This is a genomic window from Mycobacterium ahvazicum (assembly GCF_900176255.2).
GTDB lineage: Bacteria > Actinomycetota > Actinomycetes > Mycobacteriales > Mycobacteriaceae > Mycobacterium > Mycobacterium ahvazicum.
The window spans coordinates 1,521,402-1,536,476 of record NZ_FXEG02000003.1 but is presented as its reverse complement, the minus strand read 5'-3'; the positions used below and the strand labels follow the sequence as shown (position 1 = coordinate 1,536,476).

General features: G+C 64.9%; 16 protein-coding genes. 7 read left to right on the top strand and 9 right to left on the bottom strand.

All coding sequences use genetic code 11. The features are described 5' to 3' along the window. The first annotated feature begins 56 nt into the window (after window positions 1–56). Window positions 57–419: an Rv1352/Rv1906c domain-containing protein gene (locus MAAFP003_RS19760; protein WP_096289515.1), complete on the top strand. Its 363-nt coding sequence runs from the start codon at window positions 57–59 to the stop codon at window positions 417–419. Here MAAFP003_RS19760 and MAAFP003_RS19755 read toward each other — a convergent pair. Genes MAAFP003_RS19755 through MAAFP003_RS19730 form a run of 6 tightly spaced genes read right to left on the bottom strand, consistent with a single transcriptional unit; the run spans window position 416 to window position 7,410 of the window. Then, the gene (locus tag MAAFP003_RS19755) at window positions 416–1,948 is read right to left on the bottom strand and encodes a class I adenylate-forming enzyme family protein (RefSeq protein WP_096289514.1); all 1,533 of its coding nucleotides are present in this window, start codon (window positions 1,946–1,948) and stop codon (window positions 416–418) included. The two genes, MAAFP003_RS19760 and MAAFP003_RS19755, sit on opposite strands and share 4 nt — an antisense overlap. Then, window positions 1,941–3,506, bottom strand: a complete 1,566-nt coding sequence (locus MAAFP003_RS19750; protein ID WP_096289513.1) for a class I adenylate-forming enzyme family protein — start codon at window positions 3,504–3,506, stop codon at window positions 1,941–1,943. The genes MAAFP003_RS19755 and MAAFP003_RS19750 overlap by 8 nt, the downstream gene beginning before the upstream one ends. Continuing rightward, the gene (locus MAAFP003_RS19745; RefSeq protein ID WP_096289512.1) at window positions 3,496–4,971 is read right to left on the bottom strand and encodes a class I adenylate-forming enzyme family protein; all 1,476 of its coding nucleotides are present in this window, start codon (window positions 4,969–4,971) and stop codon (window positions 3,496–3,498) included. The genes MAAFP003_RS19750 and MAAFP003_RS19745 overlap by 11 nt, the downstream gene beginning before the upstream one ends. Further along, on the bottom strand, window positions 4,971–5,774 hold the full coding sequence (locus MAAFP003_RS19740) for an enoyl-CoA hydratase/isomerase family protein (protein ID WP_096289511.1): 804 nt from the start codon (window positions 5,772–5,774) through the stop codon (window positions 4,971–4,973). The genes MAAFP003_RS19745 and MAAFP003_RS19740 overlap by 1 nt, the downstream gene beginning before the upstream one ends. Continuing rightward, the gene (locus tag MAAFP003_RS19735; protein WP_096289510.1) at window positions 5,765–6,577 is read right to left on the bottom strand and encodes an enoyl-CoA hydratase/isomerase family protein; all 813 of its coding nucleotides are present in this window, start codon (window positions 6,575–6,577) and stop codon (window positions 5,765–5,767) included. Before MAAFP003_RS19735 ends, MAAFP003_RS19740 begins: the two co-directional genes overlap by 10 nt. Window positions 6,578–6,588: 11 nt before the next feature. Further along, a complete protein-coding gene (locus MAAFP003_RS19730) occupies window positions 6,589–7,410 on the bottom strand; it encodes an enoyl-CoA hydratase/isomerase family protein (protein ID WP_096289509.1) in 822 nt (273 codons plus the stop codon). A gap of 174 nt (window positions 7,411–7,584) precedes the next feature. Here MAAFP003_RS19730 and MAAFP003_RS19725 point away from each other — a divergent pair, with 174 nt between their 5' ends. Together MAAFP003_RS19725 and MAAFP003_RS19720 are read left to right on the top strand one after the other, a co-directional pair. Beyond that, the gene (locus tag MAAFP003_RS19725) at window positions 7,585–8,262 is read left to right on the top strand and encodes a hotdog family protein (protein ID WP_096289508.1); all 678 of its coding nucleotides are present in this window, start codon (window positions 7,585–7,587) and stop codon (window positions 8,260–8,262) included. Beyond that, entirely contained in the window at window positions 8,259–9,149 is an 891-nt protein-coding gene (locus tag MAAFP003_RS19720) for an enoyl-CoA hydratase/isomerase family protein (RefSeq protein ID WP_096289507.1), read from the top strand. The genes MAAFP003_RS19725 and MAAFP003_RS19720 overlap by 4 nt, the downstream gene beginning before the upstream one ends. A 15-nt stretch (window positions 9,150–9,164) precedes the next feature. On the opposite strand, the gene MAAFP003_RS19715 is transcribed toward MAAFP003_RS19720, so the two are convergent. Beyond that, window positions 9,165–9,971, bottom strand: coding sequence for a TetR/AcrR family transcriptional regulator (locus tag MAAFP003_RS19715; RefSeq protein ID WP_096289506.1), 807 nt, complete (start codon window positions 9,969–9,971; stop codon window positions 9,165–9,167). A gap of 251 nt (window positions 9,972–10,222) precedes the next feature. Here MAAFP003_RS19715 and MAAFP003_RS19710 point away from each other — a divergent pair, with 251 nt between their 5' ends. Next, window positions 10,223–11,020, top strand: coding sequence for an SDR family NAD(P)-dependent oxidoreductase (locus tag MAAFP003_RS19710; protein WP_096289505.1), 798 nt, complete (start codon window positions 10,223–10,225; stop codon window positions 11,018–11,020). A gap of 33 nt (window positions 11,021–11,053) precedes the next feature. After that, window positions 11,054–12,058, top strand: coding sequence for a dihydrodipicolinate synthase family protein (locus MAAFP003_RS19705; RefSeq protein WP_096289504.1), 1,005 nt, complete (start codon window positions 11,054–11,056; stop codon window positions 12,056–12,058). Between the two features lie 87 nt (window positions 12,059–12,145). Here MAAFP003_RS19705 and mbp1 read toward each other — a convergent pair whose 3' ends face one another. Together mbp1 and MAAFP003_RS19695 are read right to left on the bottom strand one after the other, a co-directional pair. Beyond that, complete coding sequence (gene mbp1, locus MAAFP003_RS19700; protein WP_096289503.1) at window positions 12,146–12,364, bottom strand: microaggregate-binding protein 1; 219 nt, start codon at window positions 12,362–12,364, stop codon at window positions 12,146–12,148. Between the two features lie 96 nt (window positions 12,365–12,460). After that, window positions 12,461–12,724: a hypothetical protein gene (locus MAAFP003_RS19695; protein WP_133160876.1), complete on the bottom strand. Its 264-nt coding sequence runs from the start codon at window positions 12,722–12,724 to the stop codon at window positions 12,461–12,463. A gap of 263 nt (window positions 12,725–12,987) precedes the next feature. On the opposite strand from MAAFP003_RS19695, the gene MAAFP003_RS19690 reads away from it, so the two are divergent. After that, window positions 12,988–13,845: an enoyl-CoA hydratase gene (locus MAAFP003_RS19690; RefSeq protein WP_096289501.1), complete on the top strand. Its 858-nt coding sequence runs from the start codon at window positions 12,988–12,990 to the stop codon at window positions 13,843–13,845. Window positions 13,846–13,863: 18 nt separating this feature from the next. Beyond that, window positions 13,864–15,066, top strand: coding sequence for an amidohydrolase family protein (locus MAAFP003_RS19685; RefSeq protein WP_096291286.1), 1,203 nt, complete (start codon window positions 13,864–13,866; stop codon window positions 15,064–15,066). Window positions 15,067–15,075 lie beyond the last annotated feature (9 nt).

The following is a 15,075-nucleotide window of genomic DNA, read 5'->3' as shown; positions in this document are numbered from 1 at the left end:
GGGGCGGGGCGGGGCATACGCTGCCATCAGGGTGGGCAACGAATGGAGAGAACAACATGACTCCAACACTTCGGGTATCGGCCCTCTTCGTTGCAACCGCGACGGCGATCGCGTTCGCGGCACCGGCGCATGCGGATTTGCTCGACCCGATCCCCGGTAATGGCGTCTTTGTCGTCGGGGTTGACATCGCACCCGGTCTCTACCACACCGGCGGATCGGGCTCGGCATTCGGAGTGTGGATCAACAATGTGCCGACCCAGGATTCGATGTGCTCGTGGTTCACCTACAGCACCCCCGATGCGAACAAGGATCATGTACTGCAGACGAACACCTCGATCGGTCCGATGTTCGCGAATATCAATACTTCGGTGAAGGCCTTCGAGTCGCTGAACTGTCAACCCTGGACCCGGGTGCCCTAGCGCCGGTCCGCATCGGCCAGCATTTCGCGCAGCCGGCGGATGTCGACCTTGCCGGTGCCGCCCCGCGGAACGTCGTCATCGGAGTCCAGCAGGAGCCACACCGTCGGCACCTTGAACGAACTCATCGCGGCCTTCGCCGCACTGCGCAGCCGCGCGGCTGTCAGCCCACGATCACCGCGCACCACCGCCGCGCCTACCCGTTCCCCCGTGGTGCCAGGCACATTCGTGACGAAGGCATTATCGACGCCCTCGATCGTGCGCAACGCTCGTTCGACCTCACTCGGGTAGACCGTCGCGCCGCTGACTTTGAACATGTCGTCGGATCGCCCGTGGTAGAACAGGAATCCGTCCTCGTCCAGATGGCCGAGGTCGCCGGTCGGGTAGAAGCCGTCGACGGTGAACAGCTCTTCGCGACCGCGACCACAGATCCCCCGCATCGTGTGCGGTCCACGGAGCTGGATCATCCCGGTGGTACCCACCGCGAGGGGCTGGCCGCTGTCGATGTCGACGATGCGGACCTCCATGCCGTCGAACGGTTTTCCGCAGCTGCCCCACGCCGTCGTCGGCATATCCGTGTCGGCGGGGTAGCCGCAGTACGGCCCGAAAGCCTCGGTCATGCCGAACAGCGTGGCTCGAGCTCCGGGCGCGGCTCGCTGCTCGGGCGGCAGCAGGGCTTCCAGGCTGCCCGGTCGCAGTGCCGACAGGTCTACGCCGGCTGCGCTCGCGTGCCGGGCCAGTACCTCGGCTTGATCCGGCCAGCCGCGAAACAGGTTGACGCGCTCGCGTTCCAGCAATCGCAGCGTGGTTTCGGGCCGGGGGAGTTCTTCGGTCACCAGGGTGGCGCCGGCCAGCAGGGCGGACAGTATTCCGCTGCCGAAACCCCCCACCCAGAAGAACGGCATCGGCAGATAGAGACGGGTTTCGGAGGTGATGCACCGCGCCGCAAGTCCCGACCGCACGGCGCCCAACGCGCTGCCATGGGAGTGCATGACTCCTTTGGGTGTTCCGCTGCTGCCGGAGGTGAACATGATGACCAGCGGGTCGGCGGCGGTCACCGTTGCGGTCATGGCGTCGACGATATGGCGGGCGCGATCACTCGCATCAGCCTTGTCAAGCTGCCCGGTCGACCAAACGTGGCGTAGCGCAGGCAGTTCGGCCTGCGGTACCGCCTTGAGGTCGTCGAGATAGCGATGGCCCCGGAATTGGTCGACGCTCACCAGGAACTGCACGGCCGCGATGCGCAGCTGCGCTACGAGTTCGCGGGCCCGCAGCAGGGTGCTCAACGGAACCAGCACGGCGCCAATGCGGGCCAGCGCCATGGAGATCCGCACCCAACGGACGCTGTTGGGCATGATCAATCCGACCCGGGTACCCTTGCCGACGCCGGCTTCGATGAATGCCGCCGCCAAATCGCTTGTAGTCGAATCGAGTTCGCGGTAGCTAAGCCGAGACGTGGGATCGATCACCATCGGCGAATCCCCGTCGCGGCCGGCTCGGAGCCGGACCAGCGCGTCGATGGTGTTAGGCATCGAAGAGCTGCTTCAGGCGCTGGATGTCGACCTTGCCGCTGGACATCAGCGGGACGTCGGCGCGTGCCAAGCTGATGAACCGTTTGGGGATCTTGTACGCGGACAGTACGGATTTGAGTCGTTCGCTCAACGTCACGGTGTCCAGCGCAGTGGCGCCGTCCGGCCGGACCACCACCGCGGCGACGAGTTGCCCGCGTCGTGGGTCGGGTAGGCCGATGACGTACGCCGCAGCTCCGTCGGTGACCTTGGCGATGGCCTTTTCCACCTCGGCCGCCGAGACGTTGGCGCCGGCCGTCTTGATCATCGCGCTGCGCCGGCCGGCAAAGTAGACGAAGCCGTCGCTATCCGTGCGCACCAAATCGCCGGTGTGCAACCAGCCGTCGGCGTCGAAGCACTCTTCGCGCGCCCGCTTGTAGTAGCCCTGCATCACATACGGCCCGCGGATGCAGAGTTCGCCCACCTCTCCCACGGCGACGCGTTCGGCCGTATCGGGGTTGATCAGCATCGTCTCGAATCCGGGTGCGGGCTTGCCGAACGATCCGCGCCGCGCTTCGGGCTGATCGGATTCGTCCTCGGCGATCAGCACGACGCTACCGGCCTCGGTCATGCCCAGCATGTTGTGCCGCAGCTCCGGATCGGCCGGCCTGGTGTCGGGGGCCATGATCGGGTAGAGGTTGCCGCGCCGCATGGACGACAGATCACGTCCGGGGTAACTCGGGTGGTCGGCCAGGTGTGCGATGCCGGCCGCGAATCCGTTGGTCGCCGTCGGCTTTTCGGCTTCCAGCAAATCCAGCATCGCCCCCGCGTCGGTGGCGTTGGAGCACACCAAGGTCGAACCGGCCACCAGGCTGGCCAGCAGACCGAACGCGAACCCGCCAATCCAGAAGAACGGCGAATTGCAGAACAGTTTGTCGGCGGGCGTCAATCCGCGAATCTTGTTGAGGTTGCGTTGATGTCCCAGCAGCGCGGCATGGGTGTGCACCACGCCCTTGGGGGCGCTGGTCGATCCCGACGTGTAGACGATCGATAGCGGATCGCAGCCGTAGACGTCGGCTTCCATCGCCCGCAGCAGCTCGGGGTCGACGGTGCCGGCTCGTCGGCATACCGTCTCGTGAGTGATTGCAACGTGGCGCAGTTGCGGGGCGGCGGGTGAAAACAACCGGGAGTCGAGATCGACGTTCGGGAGGACCTCGGCCAACCGCCGCGCATAGTCGTGGGAGCGAAAAGACGCCGCGGTCAGCAGTATTTCGACATCGCTGTCGACCAGTTGCTCGCCCATTTCGCGGGCGGTGACAAACGTCGAGAACGGGACCACCACAGCGCCGATCCGGGCGGCGGCCAGCATCGCAACCACGAACTCGGTGCCGTTGGGGTAGAGCACGCCCACATGGGTCCCCTTGCCCGCGCCGAGGGCGATCAGTCCGCGGGCGAGCTCCGCCGATGCGATGTCGGCTTCGGCGTAACTGATCCGCTCTGCGTCGCACACCAGCAGCGGGTGGTTGTCCCGCGAGCCGGCTTGCTGCCGTAGGACGTCGGCGACCGTCGAATCACCGGGCATGATCGCGCTGCGCCGCGGATTCGTCGAAGAACCGGCGGATCTCACTCAGGTCGGCTTTACCCGACGGGGTACGCGGAATCTCACCGACGATCGCGATCGCGGTAGGAATCTCGTAGCGGGCCAACCGCGTTCGCAGATACTGCACCAACGCATCGGTATCGGTGCCGCCGGAGTCGCGCAGTTGCACCATCGCGACCGGTGTCTCGCCCAGACGGGCGTCGGGCCGGCCGATCACGGCCGCGCCCGCTACCGCCGGATGGCCCTCCAATGCGACGCGCACGTCGTCGGGCATCACCTTGAAGCCGCCGCGGATGATCGCCTGATCGGCGCGCCCGACGATCCAGAGGAAGCCGTCGGCGTCGATGCGCGCCAAATCCGTGGTCCGCATCCAGGGCACCGAACGCCCCAGTTGTCCCGGTTTGACCTCGAGCAGCCCGACCTGGTCGGCTCCCAGTGGCGTGCCGGCGTCGTCGACCACCCGCAGCTGGGCGCCCGGGTTGGCCCGCCCGACGCTACCGCGTTTGGTGGCCCAATGCTGCCGGTAGTCGGCCAGGGTCCAGCCGGCCACCCCGCCACCGAATTCTGTTGCAGCATAAGATGTTAAGACAGGTATGCCATATTTCTGGGTGAAGGCGTCGGCGTCGTCGGCCGACAGCGGGGCGGTGCCGCAGGTGACCGCTCGAATACTGTCCAGATCGGCACGCGACAGCTCGGAATGCAACACCGTCCGCAACGCGGCCGGCACCAGCGAGACAGCGCGGGGCCGGTGCGTGCGCACCGCCTGTGCCCAGGCGTTGAGCTCGAAGCGTTCCAGCAGCACAAAGGATCTTGCTTCGGTGACACATTGCAGGACCCGGAAGACGCCGCCCATGTGCACCAGCGGTGAGTTCATGATCGCGACACCGCGGCGCAGTTCCTGCGGCGCCGGCGTCTGATCGGGGTCCGGACCCATCACGCTGCGCGCCAGCATGTCGTAGCCGAGGTCGATTCGCTTGGGCGGACCCGTCGTTCCGCTGGTCAGCATCCGCACCGCGATTTGCGTTGCGGCCGTGGGCCACTCGCGTACCGGCTCGCCGGGCTCGGCGAGGCATCCGGAGATCGGCATGGTCGGCGTGCCGGGCGTGACCAAGGTAGCCAGATCTTCGGGCTCGCCGACCACCAGGGGCAGTCGGAGTGCGGCGATGTCGGCTCGGGTGCGCTCGTCGCCCCGCGATGGATTGATGGTGACCACTGTCCCGCCACCCAGCAGCACGCCGAGGAACGCCGCCACTTGGCCCGGCCGGTTGCGCAGCAGCATCCCGATCGCGGGGTCGTGGCGGTGTTCGGCGGTCACCGACGCCATGTGCCGGGCCGCGTCGGCGATCCTTCCCCACGACAGCCATCGGCCGTCGTACTCGATCGCGGGTGCGCTCGGCCGCAGCTCCAGTACGTCGGCGATGCGTCGACTCAGCGGATGACGGCTCATCAGCGGATCTTTGGATTCGCAGCCTTGGCATCGGCGCCCTGCTGCGCCGCCAGTTCGGCGGTGCCCAGGGGGTTGCCCAGCCGGGTGTAGATCAACCCCTGCTCCATGGCGGCGCGGTACGGCCTGTCCAGCGATTCCCAGATCGCCTTGACGGTGCCCTGCGTGGCCGACGGCGGCTTGGCCGCAATCACCGCGGCGATCTCGTGGGCTCGGCTCCAGAGCTGGTCGGTCGCGACGACCTCGGACACCAAGCCGATCCGCAACGCCGTGTCGGCGCTGACCCGTTCGTCGTTGCCCATCAATGCGATGCGCAACGTTTCGCCCAGACCGATGCGGCGCATCAGGCCGATCGGCTCCAGTGCGCAGACCAGGCCCACCGAGACGTGTGAGTCGAAGAACGTTGCGTCATCTGCGCAGATGACCACATCGGACTCGTTGATGAAGTAGAACGCACCAGCGGTGCACATGCCCTGAACGGCGCACACCACCGGCTTCCACAACTTCTGCCACTTGGGGCTGAGCAGTTCGCCGGGATCCTGGTGATTCCATACGTTTTCGGGTTGCCCGTACGGCGTCTTGATGTCCAGGCCCGCGCTGAAGGCCCGGCTGCCGGCGGCTCGCAGCACCACCGCGTGCACCGACTCGTCGAGTCTGACGGTGCGCCACGCTTCGGCCATCTCCTCACACATCGTGCGGTTGAACGCATTGAGCTGATCGGGACGATTCAGCGTGATGGTCGCGACGTGGTCGTCCGCGCCGACGTCGAGCAGAATGGTTTCGAAACGCGGGGTACTCAACGGCACTGCCAGTTTGGTTTGCGCTTCTCTACAAAGGCTTTAGGGCCTTCGGCGGCGTCCTCAGTGCGCAGCACCCGTTCCCGGAAGGTTTCGGCCATGATCTCGGCCTCGTGCAACGGCACGTTCAAGCCCTTCAGAATCGCCAACCGGGTGCCCCGAACCGCCAGTGGCGCGTTGGAGTTGACGATGTCGGCTATCTCGCGGGCACGGCCCAGCAGCTGGTCGTGCTCGACGACCTCACTGATCAATCCGAGCTCGTACGCGCGCCCGGCGCTCATCCGTTCGTGCTTACCCATCAAGGCCATTCGCAAGGCGATCGAGCGGGGCAGCACCCGGGAGATCCGCACCAATTCACGGCCGGCCACCAGCCCGATGCTGACGTGCGGATCGAAAAACGTCGCCTGTTCGGATGCGATGACGATGTCTGTCGTGGTGACCCAGTCCATGCCTGCGCCACAACAGATTCCGTTCACCGCGGTGATCATCGGCTTGGCCATCGTGCGGAACGGGGGAGTGCCTTCCTGCGGGGCCTCCCACTGGTCGTAGGTCGACAGATACGGCCGCTCGTAAATCACCTTGCCGTCTTTGGGAATCTCCCTGACATCGGCCCCGCTGCAGAACGCGCGTCCGGTACCCGTCACGATGGTCAGCCAGACGCTGTCATCGTTTTCGACCTCGTGGTAGGCGGCGCGCAACTCGGAGACCATGTGCGGGCTCAGCGCGTTGAGCGCCTCCGGCCGGTTCAGTGTGATCGTGGCGGTGTGCCCGTCGACCTCGTATTTGATGGTGTCGAACGAGTCAGCAGGCATCCTTGTTCCCTTCAGCGTCCATCGAATTTCGGCACGCGTCGTTGCCGATAGGCTTCCAGGCCCTCTTTGAAATCATTGGTCCGACAGGACAATTCGAGGTTGAACAGCTCTTGTGTCAGGGACTCGCCCAACGACGCGTGCTGGCCGTAGTTCAGGGCTTGCTTGGCCAGTCCGAGCGCGACGGTCGGCCCGTCGGCGAGGCGCGCCAGCAGCTGCTCGACGGTGTCGTCGAGTTCGGCCGGGTGGGCGGCCTGGTGAATCAAGCCCCAGTCGGCCGCGTCGGCTCCGCCCACCTTCTCGCTGAGCAGCAGCATGCGCCGGGCCCGCGCCATCCCGACGAGTCGGGGCAGCAGCCAGCTCGCACCGGAATCCGGGCTGAAACCCCGTTCGATGAACGGTTCCCAGAACACGGCATCGTCGGCCGCCACGGCGAAGTCGGCGGCGAGGGCGAGATTGCAACCCATGCCCACTGCCCAGCCCCGAACCGTGCAGACCACCGGGAGGTGGATGGTTTGCACCAGCTCGATCAGCCGGTGCGCGGCGTGTGGAATCCGGCGCACCAGGTCCCCGGTGCGCGGCCGCTGTCGACTGCCGTTGTTGGTAGCGACCCAGTCGGCGCCCGAGCAGAAGTCTTCGCCGGCGCCGCGCAGGTGGATCGCGCGCAACGAGTCGTCGGCGGCGGCATCGGTCAGTACGCGGACCAACGTCTCGATCATCAAGTGGGTCAAAGAATTACGCCGCTGTGGGCGATCGAGAGTGAGCCGCAGAATCGGGCCGTCCCGACGTGGGATCACCGACCCCTCGGCGTCGGCCGCATCGGCGTCGTGACTCACCGTCGAATCCGGCCTTTCTCAGCGATACGGTTACCCATACAGTAGGCAATACGATTGATACGCTGTATAAGTTATCAAGTAAACGCTGCCGACGGAACAACCGGGTCATACCCGGCGGAAGAGGACCATGCCCCGCGCCGGCGACGATGCACAGGATGAACAGGAGCGGCGCCAATGCCCGAGGGGACACCGGTACGCGCCGATGACGCAAAATTCGGCGAGATGCCCCTTGCTCAAACCATGGCGGCCGCCCGCGCGATGCGGCGGCTGAGTTCACTACTGCTCTCCCTGGAACATCCGCATCCAACGGTTGACGCGATGCTGGCGAAGTTCGGCGAATGGGAAAGTGAGCTCGCCTCCGCCGCGCCGCAGGACCACGCGCCCCGAATCGGTGAGATGGACGACGACCCGCGCCGGGTGTACCTCAACCACGCCACGAACATCGGCGCCTACAACCCGTCCTTCCCGGAGTACTCGTTCGACTACCTCGATGCGGACAAGGCCGAGGGGCGGGTCGTCTTCCCCGTCGTCTACGAAGGGCCGCCGGGACTGGTGCACGGTGGCTTTCTGTCCGTGTTCTTCGACTGCGTGATCCAGCATCACAGTTGCGTCATGGGACTATCCGGTAAGACGCGATCGATGCACGTGAGTTTCCGGCGGCCCACGCCGTTGCTGACCGAGCTGCGCTTCGAGATTGCCCGATCGCAGATCGAGGGAGGCATCGAGTCGACCGCACGGCTGCTGCGTGGCGATGAAGTGTTGTGCATCGGCCGGGTCAATACCCTGGCGTCGCAGCCGGACAAGCTGACCGGCTATCGATTCGGCAGGCGGCGAAAGGAATCCGCGACATGACGGGCCCGAGCGACGATCGCGTGCTTTTCGAGGTTGATCCGGGCAAGAGAATCGCGACGATCACCCTGAACAATCCCGAGCAGCGCAACTCCTATGACGCCACCATGCGCGAGGCCATCGGCCGGTGCCTGGATCAGGTGGCTGAAGACGACGATCTGACTGTGGTACTGCTGCGCGGAGCCGAGGGAGTCTTTTCCGCCGGGGCCGACATGAACAACGCATACGGCTGGTATGACGAGAAGTCCAAGGCGCCCGACGCGGCCGCCCCCAAGCGCCGGCCCAGCCAGCGTAGGCGACTTGCGGTGGACCGCAAGTCATTCAGCTTCTACCACAACTTCATGGGCTTCCCGAAGGTGACGGTAGCAGAGATATCGGGGTACGCCTTGGGCGGCGGTTTCGAGATGGCGCTGATGACCGACATCTCGGTGATCGCGCGTGACACCAAGATCGGCATGCCGGCGACCCGGTTCCTGGGACCCGCGCTCGGCAGCCTGCACATGTTCTTCCACCGGTTGGGCCCGGTCCTGGCGCGGCGCCTGCTGTTGACCGGCGACGTCATCGAAGCGGGCGAGCTCGAACATTTCGGAATCTTCACCGACACTTGCGATCCCGGCGCCGTGACTGCGCGTGCTCGTTACTGGGCCGAGAAGGCGGCGAAGATGCCCGCCGACGGAGTTGTGATCGCCAAGGAAGCATTCCGCCTCGTCGAGCAATCCCAGGCGTACAGCGGTGAGGAAGTCGCGAGCTATCTCTTCCACGCCTACGGCACCAACCTGCAATTCGGGCCGGACGAATTCAACTTCGTCAAAACCCGCGCCGAGCACGGCACCAAGGAGGCGTTCCGGCTACGCGACGAGCACTTTCATGTGCCGGAACCCGAAGCTTAGCAAGGAAATTCGCGCCTAACGGTCCGCGGTTGCCTTCGCTCGGGCACGTGGAGAGGCCGACTTCGTCGCCTTGCGCGGCCGGGATGTCGTCGACTTGGCGGCTTTTGACCCCTCGTCGATCAATCGTTTGGCGTGGTCGAGGATGCAGGTGAGGCCGTACTCGAAATTGGTTTCATCCGGCGCACCGATCCGGTGACCTATCCGGCTCACCTGCGCGAGCAGCGGAGTGTTTTCCGGGTCGATGGCAACGGCGTCCTCGATGGCGCGCGGGCCGACGTCGGAGGACTGGTTCTTTTCGTAGAGCCGCTGCAGTACCACCGAGCCGCGGACGTGGACCGAAACCGCCGAATAGGTGTCGAAGGCGTCTTCGGGCGTGAGGCCGGCCTCGACCAGGTTGGAGATCGCCTTCTCCATCTCGAGGGCGCCGAGTCGGGCCGCCTTGGGGCTCAGCGCCGCGCGAATCAAAATCAGATCGCACAGAATTGGGTTGCCCATGAACGTCTTACGCATCGAGCGGGCGTGGTTGCGCAGGGTTTCGCGCCAATCGCTGGCTTCCACATAGGGCGTGGCGAACACGTATTTGCTCAACGCGCGGTCGGTCATCGCGTTGAGCAAGTCGTCCTTCTTGCGGAAATACCAGTAGATGCTGGTGACTCCGACGCCGAGGTGTTTGCCCAGCAGCGGCATGCTCAAGTTGTCGATCGAGACTTGCTCGGCGAGTTCGAATGCGCCGCTGATGATGTCATCGGGGTTGATGGACCCGCGTTCGCGTCGTTGACGCTTATCAGCGGTTGCCTGCTTTGCCACTACGGGCACCTCCATCAAAATGTATCCTGCGCGTACGGTTGGAAATCGTGCCACCGATTGATTCAAATCTACCGGTAGATGTGCTCCCACCTGCGTATACGTAGGCGTGTCGCCATTCGGGTATGGCCGTCAACCGGGCTCTCGTACGCTTTTCCATCTGCTACTGTAATACCTATCGTAGGCTTTTTGGTATAGAAGGCTGGACGGGCGAAGATGACCGGACGCAAGCCATCGGCTGCCGCACCGCATGAGCCGCGGAAATCTCGATGGATCTAGGTCTGGGGAATGCGACAGCAGTAGTTGTCGGCGGTAGCCGTGGCATGGGTTTGGCCGCATCCCGTTGCCTCGCCGAGGACGGCGCACGGGTGGCGCTGGTCGGCCGAACCCAAGCCGTCCTCGACAACGCGGTGGCGGATCTCACTGAACGCGGCAGTCCGGACGCGGTTGGGTTCGCGGTCGACATCGGGGACGCCGCCGAGGTCGACGGGGTCTTCGCCGAGATCTCCACCCGCTGGGACGGCGAACTCAACGTGCTGATCAACACGGTCGGGCCCGGAGCGCCGGGCAGCTTTGAAGAGCTGACCGACGACCAGTGGCGCGAGGCCGTCGAAGACGGCGTGCTGGGCATGGTGCGCTGTGTGCGTTCGGCGCTCCCCCTGCTGCGCAAGGCGCAGTGGGCGCGGATTGTCAACTTTTCGGCGCATTCGACGCAGCGGCAAAGTGTGATGTTGCCCGCCTACACCGCGGCCAAGTCGATGCTGACGAGCGTGTCGAAGAACCTGTCGTTGTTGCTCGCCAAACACGAGATCCTGGTCAACGTGGTGTCTCCGGGCAGCATCGCCTCCGAGTCGCTCGTCGGCTGGGCCGACTCGGTCGGTGTCGACGGTAGCGACCCCTACCGTCTGATGGAGGCCATCGACAAGCACTTTGGGCATCCGGCGCATATGCCGCGTGCCGGCCTGCCGGAAGAGATCGGACCCGTCGTCGCATTTCTCGCATCGCGGCGCAACTCCTACATGACCGGCGCAAACATCAACGTCGACGGTGGTTCGGACTTCACCTGACTCAAATCGCTTGGCCGACAAAAGGAGTGGATTGTGGCGACAGCTACTGAGGCACGCGCCTGGGCGCGCGGAGCACTGCGGGGAATCGGCGACTCCCTCTACACGCCGTTTTGCGGTACCGACGGTGACGACATCGACTGGGACGCCTACCGGACGCTGGTGCGGTACTGCGTCGGCGATCTCGGGCACCCGATGTTGTGGTGCACCAGCGGGCTTTCCGAGTTCTGGTCGCTGACCAACGACGAGCGCAAGCGCTTGCTGGAGGTGGCGATCGAGGAGGCGCGCCGCATCAATCCCGATGTGGTGGTGCAGTCCTGCACGGCGGCCATGTCAGCCAAGGACTGTCTGGATTTGACTCTGCACGCCCAGGCCTCCGGTGCGGACATCGTCTACATCCAAACACCGATGATGGAGGCACACGGCGGCGACGGCGTGCTGCGCTTCTTCAAATACGTTGCCGCGCGGACGGATATCGCGCTGGGCATGTTCAATTCCCCGTCCTCGGGTTATGTGCTGACGCCAGCCGAAAGCGCCCGCATTTACGATGAGGTGCCTGCGGTATGCGCCACCAAGGAGGGCGCGTTCCGGCCCGCGGCGAGCAGAATGCTGCATGAACTGGCACCGGGTCTGGCGGTGTGGGAATGCGACAAGACGGTCTACCGCGCCGGATGGCTGCGGGACGGAATCGTCTGTCCGGCACAGTTGGGTACCGCCGGCTACCTGTTCGAAACCCCGCACCGGCGACTCTTTTCCGAGTACTGGGATCTGGTGATGTCCGACAAGCTGCTCGAGGCAATGGATTACGGTCGCGAGTCCGGACTGGACCAATTCGATCTCGACGTCGGTCCGTGGTGGACCTGCTATCCGGGGCGATCGGACTACTTCACCCACTGGGGAGGGGCGTTCAAGTATGCCGCCTCACTATTGGGCCTGCCGATAGGTTCGTATCCGCATTCCCGGCCTCCGCAGGCCGAACTGCCGCTGGCGGCCAAAGCTCAAATGGAATCGGCGTATCGCAAGCTTGGGCTCATCAACTAGCAGCTGAACGTCCAAACAGCTTGTGCCGCAGCCAGTACGAAGGCCCGGCCACCGAGGGGGTGACCGGGCCTTGCGAATGCGCGTGGACTAGTTCTGCTCGGCGTGTTGACGCGCCTCGTGAACTTTCGCTTCGGCACGCGCCTTGTCGGCTTCGGCCTCTTTCTTCGAGGCGTTGCGCAGCGCTTCTGCCTTGTCTTGCTGCGCCTGGCCTTCGGTGATCCAGTCGTTGCGACCCGCGACCGTACCGACTACTTCCTTGGCCTTGCCGACAACGTCTTCCACCATGCCCCTGATGACGTCAACCATTGGCGATTCCCTCCTCCTGCCTAGTGGGTGCCACTTCTTCCTCTTCCCAGCCGCCTGACGGGAAAACACGATCGGGACGTGGCGCTCGACACAGTGTCAGCGGGCCAGCCCGTTGGCGGCGGCGTCCGCCGTGACCGGCGTGGGGGCTTCGGTTGCGGCGTCAGTCCCGGCCGGCGCTGTCGGATGCGCCTGCGCAGCGCGCTTTCGTTGCCCTCGCACCCACAGAATGATGCCGATCACGACGCCGATCGGCCCGAGCGCGAACAGAAATTGAATGCCCGCCCACGTCGCCTCGAACTTGATGATGGTCGATCGCGCCTGTTTCACGCGGTGCCAAACCGCTTTTGCTGCCTCTTTCACTGCTGATCCCCTTAGCTGCCTCAAATGCACGTCCGTGGTGTCGAGGTGTCGATAACCCGGTCCACCCCGATCCCAAACAACGCGGTGTGCATCGGGACGGATTCAGGGCCGTCCGGACCGCGGTTGTGCATTGCGAAATTCGCTGTTTGGCGCGGGTTCACGGGGCCGCTAGGCGGTTGTGGAATGCGGTACCGATAGGTATACAGTATGGGTACAAAGCCCATGAAATCCGTACTCGAAAGCATCAGGAGGTGCCGCGGAAGATGTCCGGCAGCAACGGCGCCTCCCAGGACTCTCAGGCCGGCGGCGCGGTGCTGTACGAGACCACCGGCAGCGGCGTCGCGATCCTGACGTTCAATCGGCCGGACCGCCTCAACGCGTGGGGTCCCGACATTGCGGCCGGGTTCTATGCCGCCATCGACCGCGCCGAATCCGACCCCGCGATCCGGGTGATCGTGCTGACCGGCCGGGGCACGGGGTTCTGCGCCGGTGCCTATCTGGGCGCGCCGAGCGCGGCGGCCACGGTCGGCGAAGCGATGGAGGAGGCCAGTGCGACGAACCTGGCCGAATTGGTCGGCGAGCGACCGCCGCACTTCCTGACCACGCTGCGCAAGCCCGTCATCGCGGCCATCAACGGCGCCTGTGTCGGCATCGGGCTGACCCAGGCGCTGATGTGCGACGTGCGGTTCGCCGCTGCCGGAGCCAAATTCGGCGCCGTGTTCGCTCGCCGGGGCTTGATCGCCGAATTCGGCATCTCCTGGATTCTGCCGCGGCTGACCAGCATGGGAATTGCGCTCGACCTGCTGCTGAGCGCACGGACCTTTCTTGCCGAGGAGGCCGTCGAGCTGGGCCTGGTAAAAGAGGTCGTGGCGGCCGAGGACCTGATGAAACGCGCCCTGGAGTACGCCGAGGACATGGCCGAAAACTGTTCGCCGGCATCGATGGCCGTTATCAAACGGCAGGTCTACGGCGACGACATCCGCGACGTCGTGGACGCCAATGCCCGTTCCGAAGTCCTGGTGCACGAGGCGATGTCGCGGCCGGACGTCATCGAAGGGATCACGAGTTTCCTCGAGAAGCGGCCCCCGCATTTTCCGACGCTGCGCCCGACAGACGCGTAGTTCCAGGGAAGGAAGATGATGAATAGCTTGAGCTACAAGGCGATTGACGTCGATAACCACTACTACGAACCGCTGGACGCGTTCACCCGCCACCTGGACAAAGCGTTCAAGAGCCGCGGCGTGCAGATGGTCACTCAGGGCAAGCGCACCTTGGCGGTCATCGGGGGCCAGGTCAATCACTTTATTCCCAACCCCACCTTCGACCCGATCATCGTGCCCGGTTGCCTCGACCTGTTGTTCCGCGGTGAGATTCCCGAAGGCGTCGATCCGGCATCGCTGATGAAGGTCGAGCGGCTTGGCGAACACCCCGAGTACCAGAACCGCGACGCCCGCATCACGGTGATGGACACCCAGGACATCGACACCGTCTTCATGTTGCCGACATTCGGGTGCGGAGTCGAAGAAGCGCTCAAGCATGACATCGACGCGACGATGGCGTCGGTGCACGCGTTCAACCTGTGGCTCGACGAGGACTGGGGCTTCGACCGCCCGGACCGCCGCATCATTTCCGCGCCGATCATCTCACTGGCCGACCCCGTCAAGGCGCTCGAGGAGGTCGACTTCGTGTTGGCACGCGGCGCCAAACTGGTGCTGGTTCGTCCGGCGCCGGTGCCGGGCTTGGTCAAGCCGCGCTCGCTCGGGCATCCCAGCCACGACCCGGTCTGGGCCCGGCTGGCCGAGGCTGGGGTGCCGGTGGGATTCCACCTGAGCGACAGCGGTTATCTGCACATCGCCGCGGCCTGGGGCGGCAAGGCGACGTTCGAAGGGTTTGGCGCCAAGGATCCGTTGGACAATGTGCTCCTCGACGACCGTGCCATTCACGACACGATGGCCTCGATGATCGTGCATGGTGTGTTCACCCGCCATCCGAGCTTGAAAGCGGTCAGCATCGAAAACGGTTCGTATTTCGTGCATCGGCTCGTCAAGCGCCTGAAGAAGGCAGCCAACACCCAGCCGCGCGACTTTCCCGAGGATCCGGTGGAGCAGCTGCGCAACAACGTGTGGATCGCTCCGTACTACGAGGACGACCTGCCGGAGCTGGCCGAGGTCATCGGCGTCGACAAGATCCTGTTCGGCTCCGACTGGCCGCACGGCGAGGGCCTCGAATCGCCGGTGTCGTTCGCCGAAGAACTCACGGCCTTCAGCGAATCGGACATCCGGAAGATCATGCGCGACAATGCGTTAGATCTGCTCGGCGTCAAAGCCACCGTGGCGGCCTAGGCGGCCACG